The following is a 19,232-nucleotide window of genomic DNA, read 5'->3' as shown; positions in this document are numbered from 1 at the left end:
TTCTGTATTCTTATTAGAGAGAGATTGGTTGGTGCAAAATCTTAGGAAGAAGGGATGAAGGTAGCTTTCAAACAGCATCTCTGAGAAAGTGCAGTATGCAGATTAGGAGATGACGGTTTCCCCGTTACGGAGATAAAGGTGATGATTTTAAACAAAATGTTAAAATTTTATCATAAAATAAGGTGGTACAGCGGGATAGACTCTCGCCCTTAGCTAAGGCTATGGGTGGGAGTTTTTTAGTATAAAAGCAAATACTTTTTATTACAAAACCAAAAGGAGAAATTCATGAAAAAAGAACTTGAAAAAACCTACGATCCAAAACAGATTGAGGACAAAATCTATCATAACTGGACAGAAAAAGGCTACTTCCATGCAGAGGTAAACCCTAATAAAAAACCATTTACTATAGTGATGCCACCTCCTAATATTACGGGACAGCTCCATATGGGACACGCCTTAGATAATACTATGCAGGATATTCTTATCCGCTTTAAGAGGATGCAGGGATTTGAGGCACTTTGGCAGGCAGGAACAGACCATGCATCCATAGCAACTGAGGCAAAAATAGTAGAGAAACTGAAAGAGGAGGGTATTTCCAAAGAGGAATTAGGCAGAGAAGGTTTTTTAAAGCGTGCATGGGAATGGAAGGAAGAGTATGGAGGCAGAATTATATCTCAGCTTAAAAAACTCGGTTCATCCTGTGACTGGGAGAGAGAACGCTTTACTATGGATGAGGGATGTTCAGAGGCAGTTAAGGAAGTATTTGTAAAGCTTTACGATAAAAAGCTTATCTACAAAGGTTCAAGGCTTGTAAACTGGTGTCCTGTATGTAATACATCTATTTCTGATGCTGAGGTTGAACATGAAGAAAAGGCAGGACATTTTTGGCATATCAAGTACCCTATTATGGAGGATGGAAAGCCAAGTAAGACAAACTTCCTTGAATTTGCTACCACCCGTCCTGAAACAATGCTTGGAGATAGTGCGGTAGCAGTTAATCCTGAGGATGAGAGATATACATATCTTAAAGGGAAAACGGTATGGTTACCTATAGCTGAAAGAGAAATTCCTGTTATAGAGGACAGCTATGTAGATATGGAATTTGGTACAGGTGTGGTTAAGATTACTCCTGCCCATGACCCTAATGACTTTGAGGTAGGAAAACGCCATAATTTGCCTGAAATTAACATAATGAACGATGATGCTACCATCAATGAAAATGGTGGAAAGTATGCAGGTCTTGATAGATATGAGGCTAGAAAGAAGATTGTAGAGGAACTTGACAGCTTAGGACTGCTTGGCAAAATCGAAGACCATAGCCACAATGTAGGTACTTGTTATCGCTGTCACAGTGTAGTTGAACCGCTTATTAAAGAGCAGTGGTTTGTAAAAATGGATGAGATGATTAAGCCTGCCAGTGATGCTGTAAAAAAGGGTGAACTAAAACTAATCCCTGAGAGAATGGATAAGACCTATTTTAACTGGACAGATAATATAAGGGATTGGTGTATATCAAGACAGCTTTGGTGGGGACATAGAATTCCTGCGTGGTATTGCAGGGATTGTAGTGAAGTAATAGTAGCTAAAGAAGAGCCGAAAGTTTGCCCTAAGTGTGGCAAGACTCATTTAAGACAGGATGAGGATACCCTTGATACCTGGTTTTCATCAGCACTTTGGCCTTTTTCAACTCTTGGTTGGCCGAAGGAAACACCTGAATACAATTATTTTTATCCGACAGATGTACTGGTAACAGGCTATGACATCATCTTCTTCTGGGTAATAAGGATGGTGTTTTCAGCATTTGAGCAGACAGGCAAAGCACCGTTTAATACAGTTATGTTCCATGGACTTGTAAGAGATTCACAGGGACGCAAGATGAGTAAATCGCTTGGAAATGGCATAGACCCACTTGAAATAATAGATAAATATGGTGCAGATGCACTCAGATTTACTCTTATTACAGGAAATGCTCCGGGAAATGATATGCGTTTCTACAATGAAAGAGTAGAGGCGAGCAGAAACTTTGCAAACAAGGTATGGAATGCGTCCAGATTTATAATGATGAATCTTGATGCGGCAGAAGTTCCTGCGGATATAGAACTTTCCGTACTTACTCCTGCGGATAAATGGATACTTAGCAGAGCAAATAAACTTTCAGCTGAAATGACTGAAAATATGGATGCTTTCGAACTCGGTATAGCAGTACAGAAAGTGTATGATTTTATTTGGGAAGAATTCTGTGATTGGTATATAGAGATGGTTAAGCCTCGTCTTTATAGCGATACTGATGGAACTAAGGCAGCAGCCTTATTTACACTCAAGACTGTTTTAATTACCATGCTTAAACTTCTTCATCCGTTTATGCCTTTTGTGACGGAAGAAATATATCAGGCACTTCGTGAAAATGAGCCGAATGAAACAGTGAAATCGGCTATGGAAGAGAGTATTATGATTTCGGCTTGGCCTGAATTTAAGTCTGAATGGGATTTTGTTAAAGAAGAGGCGGAAGTAGCCCTTATTAAAGAGGCGGTAAAGAGTATAAGGGCAGTCCGCACAGATATGAATGTGCCTCCATCAAGAAAGGCAAAGGTTATAGTAGTTGCTGATAAAGAGGAAGTAAGAAAGGTATTTACAGAGGGAGAAAAATTCTTTGCAAGCCTTTCTTATGCAGGCGAGGTAGCAGTGCAGGCAGATAAGGACGGAATAGATGAAAATGCTGTATCGGCAGTAATTTCACAGGCAGTTATCTATATGCCGTTTAGCGACCTTGTAGACATAGATAAGGAAATTGAGAGACTTCTTAAAGAGCATAAAAGGCTTGAGGGAGAGATTGCTCGCTCAAACGGTATGTTGAATAACGAAAAATTTGTGTCTAAGGCTCCTGAGGCTAAGATAAATGAAGAGAAAGAGAAACTTGCAAAATACACAGAGATGATGAAACAGGTTGAAAATCAGCTTGAAAGATTTAAGAAAAACTAAATAATAAAGGTTTTGATTTCCTGTTAAATAAATAGCACTGAGGACTGGAAAAACTCCATTCTCAGTGCTATAATTATTTAAAATATCAAGAATAATTTTAAATTGATTGTAAAGTGGCTATGTGATTTTACATAGAGTCTGGAGTAGAGGCACATATATGTGCCTCTGATTTTTGTTAAACAGGAGATTTATCTTAAATTCCTATTCAAGGTATACTCTATTATGCGATAATTAGGAGGCGATATAAGATGATTATAAAAAAGATGTATAGAATGACAGCAATAATAATGGTTATATTTTTGACAGCCTGTAATGTAACTTCTGCTAATTCATATTATAAATCAGGTAACAGTTTTATGGAAAAAAATCAATATGAAGAGGCTCTTGGGGCATATGAAGAGGCTATTAAGAAAAACTCTGAAAGGGCAGAATTTTATATAGCTGCAGGTTTTGCAAATATAGGACTTGAAAAATATGAGGAAGCTGTCAATTATTTTGATAAGGGATATTCGCCTAAGGATAATCAGATAGTAAGGGAGAATAATAAGGCATTATTTAGAGGTAAGGGGATAGCATATCTTAAATTAGGAAAATACTCAGATGCACTTTTACAATTTGCAAGTGCATCTGCTATTAAAGATGTGGCTGCATTAGATGAGGATATTAAGAAGTATATTGCACTTACAGAAGTGAAACTTGGAAATTATGGAAGGGTGGCAAGTATTTATGAGGAAATGTTGAAAGCGAAAAAGCCGGATGTAAGTCTTTACAGTAAACTTGCGGAAGTCTATTTTGCTATGGGAAAGGCAGTGGAGGCAGCAGAAAAGTATGATTTAGCCATAGAAAAAGAGCCGGATAACTTTGATGCATATTTTGGAAAGTATGAAATTTTATCTGCAAAAGGAGAAAAGGATAAGGCATTAGAAGTGCTTAATAAGGCGGCAGGGATAAAGATAACTGATGATGTAAGCAGGTATAAAGCCGGTGTTTTAGAGTATTTGAGAGGAAATTTGGACAAGGCTAAGGAATATTTAAATACAGCTTACACTAAGGGGATTTTTGAAAGTTCCTATTACCTTGCAAAATTAGCTATGGCAGAAAATGATTTTAATGGAGCAAAATCGCTTTTTGAAAAGTATGAGCAGGATACGGGTAAGGTAACTATTTCGGGATGGTATGATGGAATGGCAGATTGCCTGATGAAAGAAGAAAAATATGAAGATGCTCTAAACTATGTTATTAGGGGTTTAGCCTTGGAAGACATATCAGCAATGAAACAGCTAATGTTTAAAAAAGTTGTTCTTTATGAAAAGATTACAGACTATGACAAGGCATACGAAGCAGGATTAGAATATACCAGACTTTATCCGGAAGATAAAAAGATGGCAAGAGAGGTTATTTTTCTTTCGACGAGGAAGGCAAAGTAGGGAGAAACTATGATAGATGAGATTATAGAAAAAACTAATTTATATATAAATGAAATGTCTAGAGAAGAAAGAAAAAAATATGGACAATTTTTTACAAGTAAAGAAACAGCAATGTATATGGCTGGTTTATTTTCGCTATCAGAAGATAAAGACTGCATAGAGGTGCTTGATGCAGGGGCAGGATCAGGCATTTTGTCTTGTGCATTCGTAGAAGTAATGCAGGAAAAGAAAAAAGTTAAGAAAATAAAACTTACGTGTTATGAAACGGATAATAATATTATTAAATTATTAGAAAATAATTTGAATTATATAAAAAGAAATGCAGAAATAGAGTTTAAGTATGATATTGTTACAGATAACTATGTAACAAGCCAATATTTGGATTTTAATTATATGATAGGAGGAAATAAAAAAGCTAAAAAATATGATTTTGTGATTGGTAACCCACCTTACATAAAAATTCCTAAAGATGCACCGGAAGCAATGGCGATGCAGGATGTGTGTTATGGAGCACCAAACCTATATTTTCTGTTTGCATCAATGGGTTTATTTAATTTGAAAAAAAATGGAGAAATGGTTTATATTATTCCCAGATCTTGGACTTCAGGTGTATATTTTAAGAAGTTCCGAGAATATTTTTTAACAAACGGCAAGTTAGAACATATCCACTTATTTATCAGTAGGAATAAGGTGTTTGATAAAGAGGATGTGTTACAGGAAACTATTATTGTTAAAATAAAGAAAACGTATTCTAAACCCAATAAAATACTAATTACATCTTCAAAAACAAACAAAGATTTTGAAAATATAACTGAATTTCAAGTGCCTTATGATGTGGTTGTATCAGGAGAGGATAAATATGTATATTTAGTTACAAATGAAAATGAAGTTAAAATTTTAGAAAAATTAAATAGATTTAAATATACATTACCACAAATAGGACTTAAAATGAAAACTGGTTTGACTGTTGATTTTAGGAATAGAGATATTTTAAGGAAAAAAGATGAAAAAGGTGCTATTCCAATTTTCTATTCACAGCATATTAAAAATGGTGTTGTAAAATTTCCTATCAGTAGAGAATATGAATATGTTGTTACAGATCAGGAAGGATTAAAACAGGAAAATAAAAATTATTTATTCGTAAAAAGATTTACAGCAAAAGAAGAAAAACGGAGATTACAGTGTGGAATATATTTAGCTAAAAAATATCCGAATTATAAGCAAATAAGTACACAGAATAAAATTAATTTTATTGCCGGCATAAGTATTGAATTATCAGAGTGTTTAGTACATGGATTATATGCAATCTTTAATTCAACAATATATGATTCATATTATAGAATATTAAATGGCTCTACACAGGTAAATTCAACTGAGATAAATACAATGCCGATTCCGGAATTAAATATAATACAAGAAATGGGGAAAAAGATAATAAAAACAAAAGATTTGTCAGAAGAAAGTTGTAACAGAGTATTGGAGGAGTATTGTGGGTAAGTTAGATGAAGCAAGATGGTTATTGCAAGAAATTGGTATGCCTAAAGAGCAGTGGACGGATTTGTGTTGCTATACACTACTTGCACTGGCGGATATAAAAGAATATGATAATTGGAAAGCAGCTAAAAATGAATGGATTCGTATTCATGATATTATTTTGTTTGTAGGTGACAGCTATGCAATATTTTATGCAGAAAATAGTAGAGAAACAATTAGGAAAAAAGCACTTCACCATTTTCGTACAGCAGCTTTGATTGAAGATAATGGAAAAGCCACCAACAGTCCAAATTATAGATACAGACTTACTAAAGAAACGCTGGAATTACTTCGTAATATAGGAACATATAAGATAGGTAAAGCGGTTGAGAGATTTAATCTATACCATGAAAGTTTAATTTCAATTTATGCATCTAAAAAAGAAAGGACAAAAATGCCTGTTAAAATAAATAACGAGGAATTTACATTTTCTAGTGGCAAACATAATGAATTACAAAAAGAGATTATTGAAGAATTTGCACCAAGATTTGCACCAAACTCAGAATGTCTTTATGTAGGCGACACAGTGAAAAAAGATTTAGTTAAGAATATTAGTAAGTTACAGAAATTAGGCTTTGAAATTACATTACATGATAAAATGCCTGATGTAGTTCTATACAGAGAAGATAAAAATTGGATATATTTTATTGAATCAGTAACTTCTGTAGGACCTATGGATTCAAAGCGAATCATTGAAATTTCTGAAATGACAAAGAATGTAATTGCAGGTAAAATATTTGTAACAGCATTTCAGAATTTTTCAACATATAAAAAGTTTGCAGACAGTTTGGCTTGGGATACAGAAGTTTGGATTTCAGAAATGCCGGAACATATGATACATTTAAATGGTGACAGATTTATGGGGCCAAGGGAGAACACATGATACAAACATCAGAAAAAAAAGAAAAATTCATCTTAGTAGGTGTAGAAACAGGCAAGGATAGGATGGAAGAGAGCCTAAGAGAACTGGCTGAACTTATAGAAACAGCAGGTGGTGAGGCAGTAGGGCAGATTATTCAAAATTTAGAGAATATCAATAAGGCAACCTACGTAGGTAAGGGAAAGGTAGAGGAGATAAGGGAGCTTGTTGTGGAACTTGAAGCGGATGGTATAGTCTGCGATGATGAACTTTCTCCTGCTCAGCTATCTAACCTTAAAGATGAACTGGAAGTAAAGGTACTTGATAGAACCTTAATAATTCTTGATATATTTGCAGCCCATGCCATGACCAGTGAGGGAAAACTTCAGGTGGAGATGGCTCAGCTTAAATACCGTTCTTCAAGGCTTACAGGGCTTGGGAAAAATCTTTCAAGACTTGGAGGAGGTATAGGAACAAGAGGACCGGGTGAGTCTAAGTTAGAAACGGACAGACGGGCTATAAGAGAAAGACTAAGCAGACTTCGTACAGAAATAGAAAAAATAGAAAGTTTAAGAGATACCTTAAGAAAACACAGGATGGCAGACGGTATTCCTGTTATTGCGATAGTAGGCTATACAAATGCAGGAAAGTCAACATTTTTAAATAAAATTACTGATGCAGGAATTTTGGCTGAAAATAAACTTTTTGCAACACTGGACCCTACAACGAGAAGTCTTAAAATAGCTGATGGGGAAGAGGTGCTGTTTACTGATACGGTAGGTTTTATAAGCAAGCTGCCACATAACTTGGTAGATGCATTTAAGAGTACCCTAGAAGAGGCAAAGTATGCAGATTTGATTCTTCATGTGGCTGATGCCTCAAATCCTGAAGTAGAAGAGCAGATGAAGGTGGTATATTCTACCTTGGAGGAATTAAAAATTATAGGCAAGCCTGTTATAACATTTTTAAATAAACAGGATAAAATAGAAAATGAAAATATAATTAAAGATTTAAAAGCAGATGCTCTAATTAAGGGTTCAGCTAAGACAGGAGAAGGGATAGATGAGATTTTAGCTAAGATTACTGAGATTTTAAGAGAGGGTAAGGTACTTATAGATATGGTTTTGCCTTATGCAGATACTTCCAAAATATCAGTCATAAGAAAGAAAGGACAGCTTTTACATGAAGAATATGAAGGAGAAGGTATAAGGGTTAAGGCCTATGTGCCAAAGGCTGTGGCAGGACAATTAGGTTTGTTGTAGGAAATTTACTTTCACTATTATTCTACAAAAGTAGTATTAAAGCAGCTATTTTATCAGGTTATATTAGGTATAACGAATATTAAGCTTTGTTGACAGCGAAAGCTGCGAATGTTAGATTAAAAGTCTATAATTATATTTGGGAGGTAAACATGGACAAGGCAAAGATAGATTGGGCGAATATAGGTTTTGGATATATTAAAACAGATAAAAGATATGTATCGGATTATAAAAATGGAGCTTGGGATGAGGGAAGACTTACTGATGATGATCAGATTGTAATGAGTGAGTGTGCAGGAGTTTTGCAGTATGCACAGACCTGCTTTGAGGGACTTAAGGCTTATACTACAGAAGACGGCAGAATAGTTACTTTCAGACCCGACTTAAATGGGGAGAGATTTGAAGAATCTTGTAGAAGACTTGAAATTCCTGTATTTAGTAAAGATAGATTTGTAGAGGCTGTAATTAGGGTTGTTGAAACAAATAAGGCTTTCGTCCCTCCGTTTGGCTACGGTGCTACGCTATATATAAGACCTTATGCCTTTGGAATTAGCCCTGTAATAGGCGTGAAACCAGCTGATGAATATCAGTTCAGAGTGTTTGCTACGCCTGTAGGATCTTATTTTAAAGGAGGGACTAAGGGTATTTCTATAAAGGTGAGTGATTTTGATAGAGCGGCACCAAGAGGTACAGGAGATATAAAGGCAGGACTTAATTATGCTATGAGTTTACACTCTATTGTGGTAGCGCATAACGAAGGTTATGCAGAAAATATGTATCTTGATGCTGCTACAAGAACAAAGGTAGAGGAAACAGGAGGTGCTAATTTCCTGTTTATAACAAAGGACGGTACAGTAGTTACACCTAAATCAGATACTATTCTTCCATCTATTACAAGGCGTTCGCTCCTTTATGTAGCAGAGCATATTCTTGGTATGAAAGTAGAAGAAAGAGAAGTATATTTAAGTGAATTAGGTGACTTTGTAGAGTGTGGTCTTTGTGGAACGGCAGCAGTTATAAGCCCCGTTGCAAGAGTAGTAGACCATGGTAAGGAAATTGCATTTAGGTATGGTGCAGATGAAATGGGACCTGTGATTAAGAAACTTTACGATACCCTTACAGGTATTCAGATGGGAAGACTTCCTGCTCCGGAGGGGTGGATATACGAAGTTAAATAATATATAGATTTAGAAGAAAACAGTAAATCAAAAAGAAGATTTACTGTTTTTTTTAATAAATCTTAATAAAAATAGTATAAAAATGTTATTGACAAAGATGTATGAGTATGATAATGTATTAAGTGCATAATACAACATAACAATAGGACGGAATAATAAATTATAAAGGAGGAAACTATGGCGTGGTCACTGGATGAAGGGCTGCCTATCTATCCACAGCTGATGGACGAAATAAGGCGAAGGATAGTTACTGAGGTATATAAGGCAGGAGATAGGATTCCCTCAGTAAGGGAACTTGCAGCAGAAGCTGAAGTAAATGCCAATACAATGCAGAAAGCACTTAGTGAACTTGAAAGAGAGGAACTTTTGGTAACTATGAGGAGTACAGGCAGGACAGTAACAGAGAATGTGGAAAAGATTAAAGGAACAAAAAAAACTATGGCTGAAAGGGAAATATCGAGATGTATGACCTACATGAAAGAACTTGGTTATAGTATAGAAGAGATACAGAGTTTAATAGCAAATTACAGAGATTAAAAGAGAAAGGACAGTAAAATGGGAAATGCAATAGAGTGTAAGACACTTACAAAAAGATATGGAAGAAAAACAGCCCTAAATGCTATAAATTTAAGCTTAGCAAAGGGGAGAATAGTTGGAATTTTAGGACCGAATGGAAGTGGAAAGACTACCCTTATTAAGATGTTAAATGGACTTCTTACTCCTACATCAGGAGAACTCAGGATAGAAGGCAATTTTCCGGGGATAGAAACAAAGTCGGTAGTTTCGTACCTGCCTGATAAGGATTATCTTGGAGATGAGATGAGTTTTGCTGAATGTACAAAACTTTTTGCAGACTTCTACGCAGATTTTAATAAAGACAAAGCATTTGAAATGCTAAATAGTCTAGATATAGATCCTAATATGAAGTTTAAATTTCTATCAAAAGGAAATAGAGAAAAGGCTCAGTTAATTTTGGTTATGAGCAGGGCGGCTAAGATATATGTACTTGATGAACCCATAGCCGGAGTTGACCCTGCAGCAAGGGAATATATCTTAAAGACTATATTAAACAATATAAATCCCGGTGCAACAGTTATTATAGCAACCCATCTTATTTCTGAAATAGAAAAGATTCTTGACGATGTAGTATTTATTAAAGATGGAAATATTGTATTAAATGATAGTGCAGAAAACATAAGAGAGAAGGAAGGAAAATCCATAGACGGATTATTTAGGGAGGTGTTTGCATGTTCTATAAATTAATGAAAAATGAATTTAGAAATATAGGAAAACTGCTTTTGTTGGTGAATGTAATTGTTTTAGGAATGCACCTGCTTTCAGTAGTGTTTGAACAGATTTATAATTCAGGAGTGCTTGTAGGAAGTGTATTTGACAATATCTTCGGAATTTTTCCAGGAATTTATCTGTTATCAATTTTTGCAGTGAACATTATAATAGTTTTAGTATTTGCAATAAGATATTACAAAAAAGTCTATTCTGTTGAAGGGTATTTGACACATACCTTACCAGTTAAAAAAACTGCTATTTATTTTGCAATGCTTATATCTTCAAGTATAGGTACAGTTATCACAGTGTTAGTAAGCCTTGGCTATCCATTTGTAAGGATTGTAAATGAAATTTTATCTGTAGGTACTACCTCATTAGATGACTGGTTTAAGGTATCGGAAGAGTTTCATATAACAGGATTAACATATTTTCTTGCAGTATTGGGAGGAACTCTTGCAGTTTTTGCAGCCTTTGCACTTATCTTCCTTTGTATATCAATAGGACAGAACTGGAAGGCACACCCTGTTGCAGGTACAATTATTGTTTACTGGTTAATAACAACCGCATTGGAAATAACAGGAGCTATTGGAATTGTATCACTTGCTGAATCCGGCATACCAGAGAAAATATTTGGAAATTACAGTCTTCCGGGAGATATATTCAATGTAATGGCTTGTTGGGGAATAGGGCTTGAGGTTATTGGCATATCAATTATGTCCGTTATCAGCATTGTGATTATGAAAAAGAAACTTAATTTGTAATAGAATATGATTTCCGGATTCGGTCTGTCGGACTACTACAATAGTAGTCTGACAGGCTTTTATTTTATTTTTAAAATTAATCTATTTAAAATAGTTTAATCTATGTTAAAATGAATCTATGCGGTAAATGAGTATTTTGGTAAAGAGGTGTGTTTATGTACAAAAATATTTTGTTTGATATGGGTAATGTAATTATGGATTTTTCTCCGGATTATCTTCTTTCTATGTATACAAAGGATGTTAAGTTGATTAATTTTTTAAAATACAAGATAGTCTATACCAAAGCTTGGGGGAAGTCGGATAAGGGAGAGCTTACAGAAGAAGGTATTTATGAAGAAATAATAAAGGACTTGGATGAAAAGTATCATGCCCTTGCGAAAGAGGTGATTTATACCTGGTATAAATATAAGACTGAAAATTCTGAAATGTATGAGCTGATAAAGGATTTGAAGAACAAGGGTTACAAGCTGTTTCTCTGCTCTAATGCGGCTGAGTCCTTTCATAAATATGAGGATAGTATAGAGGCTTTTAAGCTTTTAGATGCAAAGATAGTTTCAGCAGATATTAAGGAGGTAAAGCCAAATAGGGAATTTTTTGAGTATGTACTTAATACTTATAAGCTGAAAGCAGAGGAATGTTTTTTTATAGATGATATTGCTGAGAACATAAGAGGTGCTTACGAATGTGGGATAGACGGCTATCAGTATAACGGTAATGTAAATCTTCTTAGAAAATTTATGAAAAGAGTTGCCATACTGTAATTGTATAAAGCATATATTTTTGTTATAATGAAGATGTAGACGAGTTATCATCAAAAGGAGGGAAGATTATGAAACATCATAAATTTTGGGCTATTGCAGCTACAGTCTGTTTTGCCTTAGCAATGTACACAGGATACAAGCACAAATAATTTACAGATTAATTTCTTAAAAGACAGATGTTATTTTATGAAGGGAGCGAAAATGGGAGTTTTTGATTTTTTAGGAAGTCCTGATATAAATGAGGGACTTAAACAGTATCAGAGTGAACAAAGGGCAATCTTGCTTGATGCAAGAGAGGCAGATGAATATGCAGGAGGACATATTAAGGGTAGCAAGAATCTTCCTCTTAGCCGATTTGAAAAAGCTGAATCTATGTTTACAGACAAGAGTCTGCCTATATATGTATATTGTCATAGTGGTGGCAGGAGTAAAAGGATGGTAGCAGGACTTGTTAAATTGGGCTATGAAAAAGTTGTAAATATTGGTGGTATTATGGATTATAAAGGAAGGCTTGAAAGATAATAAGATGACTATTTATTCTGTTTTTTCGCTGCTTGGCGGACTTGCGTTTTTTTTATTTGGTATGAATGTTCTTTCCACTAGCCTTGAAAAAGTTGCCGGAGGAAAGCTTGAAACTATGCTTAGAAAGCTGACCTCCAATGTATATATGAGTCTTTTTTTGGGTGTGTCAATTACTGTGGCCTTACAGTCTTCGTCAGCACTTACGGTAATGCTGGTAGGTCTTGTAAATTCGGGGATAATTACCCTTTCCCAGACTGTTTTTGTTATATTTGGAGCCAATGTAGGAAAGACAGCTACTTCTTGGTTGTTATCCTTAAATAGCATACAGACAGAAAACTTTTTTATTTCTTTGTTAAAACCTGCCAATTTTGCACCTATTATGGCTATAATCGGTGCATTTATGATGATGGCATGTAAGACGCAGAAAAAGAAAAATGTAGGTACTATATTAATAGGTTTTGCTCTTCTTATGCATGGAATGGGCATGATGAGTGACTCAATGTCGCCACTTGCAAAGATGCCTGAATTTACAAGGGTACTTACTGCATTTAACAATCCGATAATAGGTGTGTTGATAGGTGCTGTATTTACGGGAATTATCCAGTCATCTGCTGCGGCAGTTGGTGTGTTACAGGCACTTTCCCTTACAGGCTCCATTACCTTCGGTATGGCGATACCTATAATCATGGGCGAAAATATAGGAACTTGTGTGACCTCCCTTCTTTCTTCTATAGGGGTTAAGAGGGATGCTAAAAGAGTTGCGATAGTACATATAAGTTTTAATATTATAGGTACTGCTGTATGCTTGGTTATTTATTTCTTATTAAGATACCTTGTTAAGCTTGTAATATTTGACCGTCCTATAAGCATTATCGCAATAGCTATTTTCCATACCGGCTTTAACCTTTTTACTACCTGTATTCTGTTGCCTTTTAGTAAGATTTTACTTAAGGTAGCCTATACGGTAGTTAAGGATGAAGGAGCTGAAAAAGAGGCAGAAAAAGAAGTGCTATTTGATGAGAGACTTTTGCTTTCTCCAGGGCTTGCGATTTCTCAGGCTAGGAGTAAGGTAAAAGAAATGAGTAGGCTTGCAAATATAAATATAGTAAGAACTTTAGAAAACTTTGAAACTTTCAGCAATAAAAAAAGTGAAGAAATAAGGAAGGATGAGGCAAGCCTTGATTATTTAGAAGATGAGATAGGTTCTTTCCTTATAAAATTATCTTCTAAAGAAGTGAATACGGTGGAAGGAAATACTATATTTGAAATGTTACATTCCATCAATGATTTTGAGAGAATAGGTGACCATGCTATAAATCTCAATAAAATTGCAAGGCAGATGAATGATAAAGGATTAAAATTCTCTGAGTCAGCTTTGGATGATTTTAAGATAATGCACAAGGCTCTTGCAGAAATCCTTGATATGACAGTGGAATGTTTTGCGAAAGATGATGCCGGAAAAGCAGCTGAGATAGAACCTCTTGAACAGGTAATAGATGGACTTACCAAGGAAATGAAAGATAGACATATAAAGAGACTTCAGATGGGGGTTTGCAGTGCAGAACTTGGTATACTTTTAACTGATATTATTTCAAATTGTGAGAGAGTTTCAGATCATTGCTCCAATATTGCAGTTTGCATAATTCAGAGTAAAACTTCATCATTTGAAACACATGGCTATCTGAATGATTTAAAAAACAGTAATAGTCCTGAGTTTATTGCTAAGTTTGAAGGGTATAAAGAAAAATACAGGCTTTCAGATGAAATAGCATATTAATAGCTTGACTTTAGTCTCTAAAAAAAGTATAGTTTTAACTAGTCAGTTAGTAATGGCTAATGAAAAGAATGAAGGTAGAAAAATGTTTTTAAATAAGATAGGCAGGAATGATGACTGCTGGTGTGGAAGTGGCAGTAAGTATAAGCACTGTCACCAGAGTTTTGATGAGAAGATGGCCGGACTTAAAGCTTTTGGAAGGAAGATTCCTACTCGCAAGATGATAAAAAATACTGCTCAGATAGATGGCATAAGAGAGGCAGGCAAGGTAAATAATGCTATACTTGACGAGGTTGCAGCGAAGATTAAACTTGGAATGAGTACAGAAGAAATTAATTCTATTGTTGTAGAAACGACAGCAAGGCTTGGAGGAATAGCAGCCCCCCTTAATTATGAGGGCTTTCCTAAGAGTGTGTGTACCTCTATAAACGATCAGGTCTGCCATGGTATTCCTTCGGAAGATGATATACTTGAAGATGGCGATATAGTGAATGTAGATGTAACTACTATTTACAAGGGCTTTTATGCTGATGCCTCAAGAATGTTCTTAATAGGGGATGTACTTCCTGAGGATAGACAGCTTGTAAAAGTAGCAAGAGAGGCAATAGATATAGGTCTTTCTGCAGTTAAGCCTTGGGCTTGCCTTGGTGATGTAGGTCAGGTGATCAATGATTATGCAAAGAAACATGGCTATTCAGTAGTAAGAGAAATAGGAGGACATGGAGTTGGAATAGACTTTCATGAGGATCCTTGGGTGAGCTATGTAAGCAAGAAAAATACGGGCTATGTACTTGCTCCGGGCATGGTATTTACTATTGAGCCTATGATAAATGAGGGAAGGGCAGATATTTTCATAGATGAATCTAATGATTGGACTGTCTATACAGAGGATGGTTCATATTCAGCACAGTGGGAAGTTACAGTGGCAGTTACAGAAGACGGTTATGAGATTTTGGCATCATAGTAATAAGGAAGTAATGAGATAAAATGAATAAGCTAAATAAGATAAAATTTATGGCGATAGTTATATTTGCCTTTATGTTTGCGTTAAGTAATTTGGAAGAAGTGGCAGAAGCGGAGAATGCAGTAAAGATAGCAGAGAAGACTGATTCTGAGAAAGCGGATTCTGAGGTAGAAGAAAATATTGATAATGAAGATACCGAAGATACAGATGAGAACAGGGAGGAAAATATCGAAGAAGACGATGAATTTGATGATGGGGGTCTTAACTTCGTTGTTACAGATATAGATGAAGGAAAGGCTTATGCCGAACTTACAGGAGTAGTCAACGAAAAAACAACGCTTATATATATTCCTAAAAAAGTAGAATATAAAGATACAGAAATCATTGTAAATTCAATAAGTGACAGTGCCTTTGCAGAGTTAAAAGGCCTAAGAAAAGTTATCTTGGATGCAGAAATTGAAGATGTTGATAAAGATATGTTCAAGGGAGTGTCAAGAATTGACAGGCTTATTGTAGAAGTACCAAAAAAGAAGTTAGAGGGGATTAGAAAAATATTTAAAAAAAAGGGGATTAAGGTTAAGGAGATAAGGGCAATGAAATAGTTGCTTGAGGAGGTTAAATGGGTGATTTTGTATTAAGCTGTTGCTCAACAGCAGACTTATCAGCATCTCATTATGAGAATAGGAAAATAAAAACAATACCTTTTCATTTTACGCTGGATGGAGTGGAATACTTGGATGATGGAAGGATGCCTATAGATAAATTTTATGGGGAGATGGCTGAAGGTAAGATAACCAGTACTTCGCAGATAAGTGTGCAAGAATACGAGGATTATTTTGAAGAATTTTTAAGACAGGGGAAGGATGTTTTACACCTTACACTGTCTTCGGGGATTACAGGAACTTTTAACTCTGCGATGATAGCAAGAAATGAACTTGCGTCCAAATATACAGAAAGAAAAATTTATATAGTAGATAGTTTGGCAGCCTCTTCGGGTACGGGGCTGCTTATGGATAAGCTTGCAGATTTGAGAGATATAGGCTGGAGCATAGATGAAATAAGAGATTTTGCTGAGACTAATAAGCTTAGGATTAATCATTGGTTTTTCTCAACAGATCTTACTTATTATGTAAGGGGTGGTAGGATTTCAAAGACAGAAGGCTTTCTTGGGAATATGTTGAGTATCTGTCCTCTTCTTAATGTAAATGTTGAAGGAAAGCTTAAGCTTAGGGAGAAAATAAGAACAAAGAAAAGGGCTTATGAGAGAATAGTAGAGATTATGAAAGAGTTGGCTGATGATGGATATGGTTATTCGGATAAATGCTATCTTTCTATGTCTGCCTGCTTAGAAGATGCACAGCAGGTGGCTATGCTTATTGAAGAAAATTTTAGACAAATTAAAGGTAAGGTGCTGATAAATAATATAGGAACAACTATAGGTAGTCATTCAGGACCCGGTACTGTTGCTGTATTTTTTTGGGGCAAGGAGAGGGGCGAGTAAAAAAATATTGACTACTTGTCCTTTCTGTGCTATATTGGTATAGCGAGATGAAAGAGGTCTTTTTTTTATGCCTAAAAACAAGGTAATTTTAAAGCGGAGGTGAAATTAATGCGAGTTAAAATCACACTGGCATGTACAGAGTGTAAACAGCGTAACTACAATACGATGAAGGAGAAGAAACTTCATCCTGAAAGAATGGAAACAAAGAAGTATTGCAGATTCTGCAAGAGACATACTTTACACAAAGAAACAAAGTAATTGTGTTTAGTTGAAAGGAATGTAGAATGGGAAACAAGGCGAATCAGGCTGCTGAGAACACAGCTAAGGCTAATTTTTCTCAGGAAGTCAAGTCGGAATTTAATAAGATAATCTGGCCAAGCAAAGAGTCCCTTACAAAAGAGTCAGTTGCTGTAATAGCTACTACTATTGTACTTGGAGGCGCAGTAGCCCTTCTTGATTTGGGCATCCAGTATGTAATCAATGGTGTTCTTTAATATTGAAAAAAGGTGATTATATGGCAGAAACTAATTGGTATGTGGTGCATACTTATTCAGGATATGAAAATGCAGTCAAAGATGACATTGAAGCGACTATAAAGAGCAGAGACTTAGAGAACAAGATTAAAGAAGTTCTTGTACCGGTTGAAAATATTACAACAGTTAAAGTGGGTAAGGAAAGCAGAAAAGCTAAACCTAAGCCAACAAAACTCTACCCTGGCTATGTTTTTATAAACATGGAGATGACAGATGACACTTGGTATATTATTCGTAATATAAGGGGAGTTACAGGGTTTGTAGGCCCCGGATCTAAGCCGGTGCCTCTTTCAGAAGAAGAGATTGCTCAGATGCTGAAGGAACCGAATGATCTGGTGGAAGCTGATATAGAAGTTGGAGATTGGGTAAGGATAATTGCGGGTTCTTGGGAAGATAAAGAAGGTGAAGTTATTGAAGTCAATCTTGAAGAGAGGCTTGTAACTATAAATATTGATTCCATGACTCGTGAGATGCCGGTAGAAATTAGTTTCGCAGATATCAATAAGATTTAACGGAGGTTATGATATGGCTAAGAAGGTCGAAGGTTATATAAAATTACAGATTCCTGCAGCGAAGGCTACTCCAGCTCCTCCTGTAGGACCTGCACTTGGACAGCATGGTGTTAATATTGTCCAGTTTACAAAGGAGTTTAATGCACGTACAGCTAAAGATGAGGGAATGATTATCCCTGTAGTGATTACTGTATATGCAGATAAGAGTTTTAGTTTTGTTACAAAGACTCCTCCAGCTCCAGTGCTTTTAAAGAAAGCAGCTAAGATTGAAACTGCTTCAGGTGTGCCTAACAAGAATAAGGTAGCTAAGATTCCTTCTTCTGAGGTAAGGAAGATAGCAGAGCTTAAGATGCCGGATCTTAACGCAGCAAGTGTTGAGGCTGCAATGAGCATGATAGCCGGTACAGCTAGAAGCATGGGCATTGTTATTGAAGACTAATATATATTAGTTGTTATGAGTGGGAGACCCCCATAATAAGAGGTCGAAGAGTTAGATAACCACAGGAGGTTTTAATAATGAAAAGAGGAAAAAAATATCAGGACGCAGCTAAGCTTGTTGAAAAGACTAAGGCTTACGATACAGAAGAGGCAGTAGATCTTGCAAAGAAGACAGCTGTGGCTAAATTCGATGAAACTATCGAGGCACATATCAGACTTGGTGTAGACGGTCGTCATGCTGATCAGCAGATTCGTGGTGCTGTTGTGCTTCCTCATGGAACAGGTAAGACTGTTCGTGTGCTTGTATTCGCAAAGGGTGCAAAGCTTGATGAGGCTCAGGCAGCAGGTGCAGATTTTGTTGGTGGTGAGGAACTCATTCCAAAGATTCAGAATGAAGGTTGGTTCGATTTTGATGTAGTAGTAGCTACTCCTGACATGATGGGAGTTGTTGGTCGTCTTGGTCGTGTACTCGGACCAAAGGGGCTTATGCCAAACCCTAAAGCAGGAACAGTAACTATGGATGTTGCTCAGGCTGTTCAGGATATTAAGGCAGGTAAGATTGAGTACCGTCTTGATAAGGCAAATATTGTACATGTACCGGTTGGAAAGGCATCTTTTACTAAAGAGCAGCTCGCAGATAATTTCACAACACTTATGAGCGCTATAATAAAGGCAAAGCCGGCTTCAGCTAAGGGTCAGTATTTAAGAAGTGTGACAATAGCTTCTACAATGGGCCCTGGTATCAAAATAAATACGTCTAAATTGGTAGGCTAATTAGTAAAAAGTTGACATTTAGGCAGTGAGAAGCCCCTTTCCTTTACATCGCGCATATAAATGACCACCTGTTATGATACAGGTGGTTTTTGTTAAATAATAGGAGATTTTAATTATAAAGAAAAGAGTACCCGGTTGAGAGGTACTCTTTTCTTAGTATGATAGGTTTA

At 36.0% G+C, this 19,232-nt stretch carries 20 protein-coding genes and 1 other annotated feature (1 of these 21 running past the window's edge); all 20 genes read left to right on the top strand.

Annotation, left to right across the window (positions count from 1 at the left end):
• Positions 1-214: a binding site (T-box leader), on the top strand; it begins 26 nt to the left of the window's first position.
• A gap of 71 nt (positions 215-285) precedes the next feature.
• A complete protein-coding gene (locus tag ACTTG8_RS00100) occupies positions 286-2,979 on the top strand; it encodes a valine--tRNA ligase (protein WP_442560117.1) in 2,694 nt (897 codons plus the stop codon).
• A 248-nt stretch (positions 2,980-3,227) separates the two neighbouring features.
• Positions 3,228-4,406 carry a tetratricopeptide repeat protein gene (locus tag ACTTG8_RS00095; protein WP_442560116.1) on the top strand — a complete coding sequence of 393 codons (1,179 nt, stop codon included), beginning with the start codon at positions 3,228-3,230 and terminating at the stop codon, positions 4,404-4,406.
• Positions 4,407-4,415: 9 nt separating this feature from the next.
• Positions 4,416-5,903 carry an Eco57I restriction-modification methylase domain-containing protein gene (locus ACTTG8_RS00090; RefSeq protein ID WP_442560115.1) on the top strand — a complete coding sequence of 496 codons (1,488 nt, stop codon included), beginning with the start codon at positions 4,416-4,418 and terminating at the stop codon, positions 5,901-5,903.
• Positions 5,896-6,822, top strand: coding sequence for a BsuBI/PstI family type II restriction endonuclease (locus ACTTG8_RS00085; protein ID WP_442560114.1), 927 nt, complete (start codon positions 5,896-5,898; stop codon positions 6,820-6,822). The genes ACTTG8_RS00090 and ACTTG8_RS00085 overlap by 8 nt, the downstream gene beginning before the upstream one ends.
• Positions 6,819-8,060 (top strand): GTPase HflX, encoded by a 1,242-nt coding sequence (gene hflX / locus ACTTG8_RS00080; RefSeq protein WP_442560113.1) that lies wholly within the window; start codon positions 6,819-6,821, stop codon positions 8,058-8,060. The genes ACTTG8_RS00085 and hflX overlap by 4 nt, the downstream gene beginning before the upstream one ends.
• 149 nt (positions 8,061-8,209) lie before the next feature.
• Positions 8,210-9,235: a branched-chain amino acid aminotransferase gene (locus ACTTG8_RS00075; RefSeq protein WP_442560112.1), complete on the top strand. Its 1,026-nt coding sequence runs from the start codon at positions 8,210-8,212 to the stop codon at positions 9,233-9,235.
• 177 nt (positions 9,236-9,412) lie between these two features.
• Positions 9,413-9,772, top strand: coding sequence for a GntR family transcriptional regulator (locus tag ACTTG8_RS00070; protein WP_442560111.1), 360 nt, complete (start codon positions 9,413-9,415; stop codon positions 9,770-9,772).
• Positions 9,773-9,790: 18 nt separating this feature from the next.
• Positions 9,791-10,498 carry an ABC transporter ATP-binding protein gene (locus ACTTG8_RS00065; RefSeq protein WP_442560110.1) on the top strand — a complete coding sequence of 236 codons (708 nt, stop codon included), beginning with the start codon at positions 9,791-9,793 and terminating at the stop codon, positions 10,496-10,498.
• Complete coding sequence (locus tag ACTTG8_RS00060; protein WP_442560109.1) at positions 10,483-11,283, top strand: hypothetical protein; 801 nt, start codon at positions 10,483-10,485, stop codon at positions 11,281-11,283. The genes ACTTG8_RS00065 and ACTTG8_RS00060 overlap by 16 nt, the downstream gene beginning before the upstream one ends.
• 155 nt (positions 11,284-11,438) lie before the next feature.
• Positions 11,439-12,044, top strand: a complete 606-nt coding sequence (locus ACTTG8_RS00055; RefSeq protein ID WP_442560108.1) for an HAD family hydrolase — start codon at positions 11,439-11,441, stop codon at positions 12,042-12,044.
• Positions 12,045-12,245: 201 nt separating this feature from the next.
• The gene (locus ACTTG8_RS00050; protein ID WP_442560107.1) at positions 12,246-12,566 is read left to right on the top strand and encodes a rhodanese-like domain-containing protein; all 321 of its coding nucleotides are present in this window, start codon (positions 12,246-12,248) and stop codon (positions 12,564-12,566) included.
• Positions 12,556-14,343, top strand: a complete 1,788-nt coding sequence (locus tag ACTTG8_RS00045) for a Na/Pi cotransporter family protein (RefSeq protein ID WP_442560106.1) — start codon at positions 12,556-12,558, stop codon at positions 14,341-14,343. The genes ACTTG8_RS00050 and ACTTG8_RS00045 overlap by 11 nt, the downstream gene beginning before the upstream one ends.
• A gap of 52 nt (positions 14,344-14,395) precedes the next feature.
• Positions 14,396-15,304, top strand: a complete 909-nt coding sequence (locus ACTTG8_RS00040; RefSeq protein ID WP_442560105.1) for a methionyl aminopeptidase — start codon at positions 14,396-14,398, stop codon at positions 15,302-15,304.
• Between the two features lie 23 nt (positions 15,305-15,327).
• The gene (locus ACTTG8_RS00035; protein WP_442560104.1) at positions 15,328-15,906 is read left to right on the top strand and encodes a hypothetical protein; all 579 of its coding nucleotides are present in this window, start codon (positions 15,328-15,330) and stop codon (positions 15,904-15,906) included.
• 17 nt (positions 15,907-15,923) lie between these two features.
• Complete coding sequence (locus ACTTG8_RS00030) at positions 15,924-16,805, top strand: DegV family protein (RefSeq protein ID WP_442560103.1); 882 nt, start codon at positions 15,924-15,926, stop codon at positions 16,803-16,805.
• A 108-nt stretch (positions 16,806-16,913) separates the two neighbouring features.
• Entirely contained in the window at positions 16,914-17,063 is a 150-nt protein-coding gene (gene rpmG, locus ACTTG8_RS00025; RefSeq protein WP_023356034.1) for a 50S ribosomal protein L33, read from the top strand.
• Positions 17,064-17,089: 26 nt separating this feature from the next.
• The gene (gene secE, locus ACTTG8_RS00020) at positions 17,090-17,299 is read left to right on the top strand and encodes a preprotein translocase subunit SecE (protein WP_442560102.1); all 210 of its coding nucleotides are present in this window, start codon (positions 17,090-17,092) and stop codon (positions 17,297-17,299) included.
• A gap of 20 nt (positions 17,300-17,319) precedes the next feature.
• Complete coding sequence (gene nusG / locus ACTTG8_RS00015) at positions 17,320-17,850, top strand: transcription termination/antitermination protein NusG (RefSeq protein WP_442560101.1); 531 nt, start codon at positions 17,320-17,322, stop codon at positions 17,848-17,850.
• A gap of 13 nt (positions 17,851-17,863) precedes the next feature.
• Entirely contained in the window at positions 17,864-18,289 is a 426-nt protein-coding gene (gene rplK, locus ACTTG8_RS00010) for a 50S ribosomal protein L11 (RefSeq protein WP_442560100.1), read from the top strand.
• A 77-nt stretch (positions 18,290-18,366) separates the two neighbouring features.
• Entirely contained in the window at positions 18,367-19,062 is a 696-nt protein-coding gene (gene rplA / locus ACTTG8_RS00005) for a 50S ribosomal protein L1 (RefSeq protein WP_442560099.1), read from the top strand.
• Positions 19,063-19,232 lie beyond the last annotated feature (170 nt).

Origin of the sequence: Catonella sp. (assembly GCF_052173895.1) — a bacterium.
GTDB lineage: Bacteria > Bacillota > Clostridia > Lachnospirales > Lachnospiraceae > Catonella.
The sequence above is the reverse complement of the archived record's forward strand: the minus strand, read 5'-3'. Positions and strand labels throughout refer to the sequence as shown.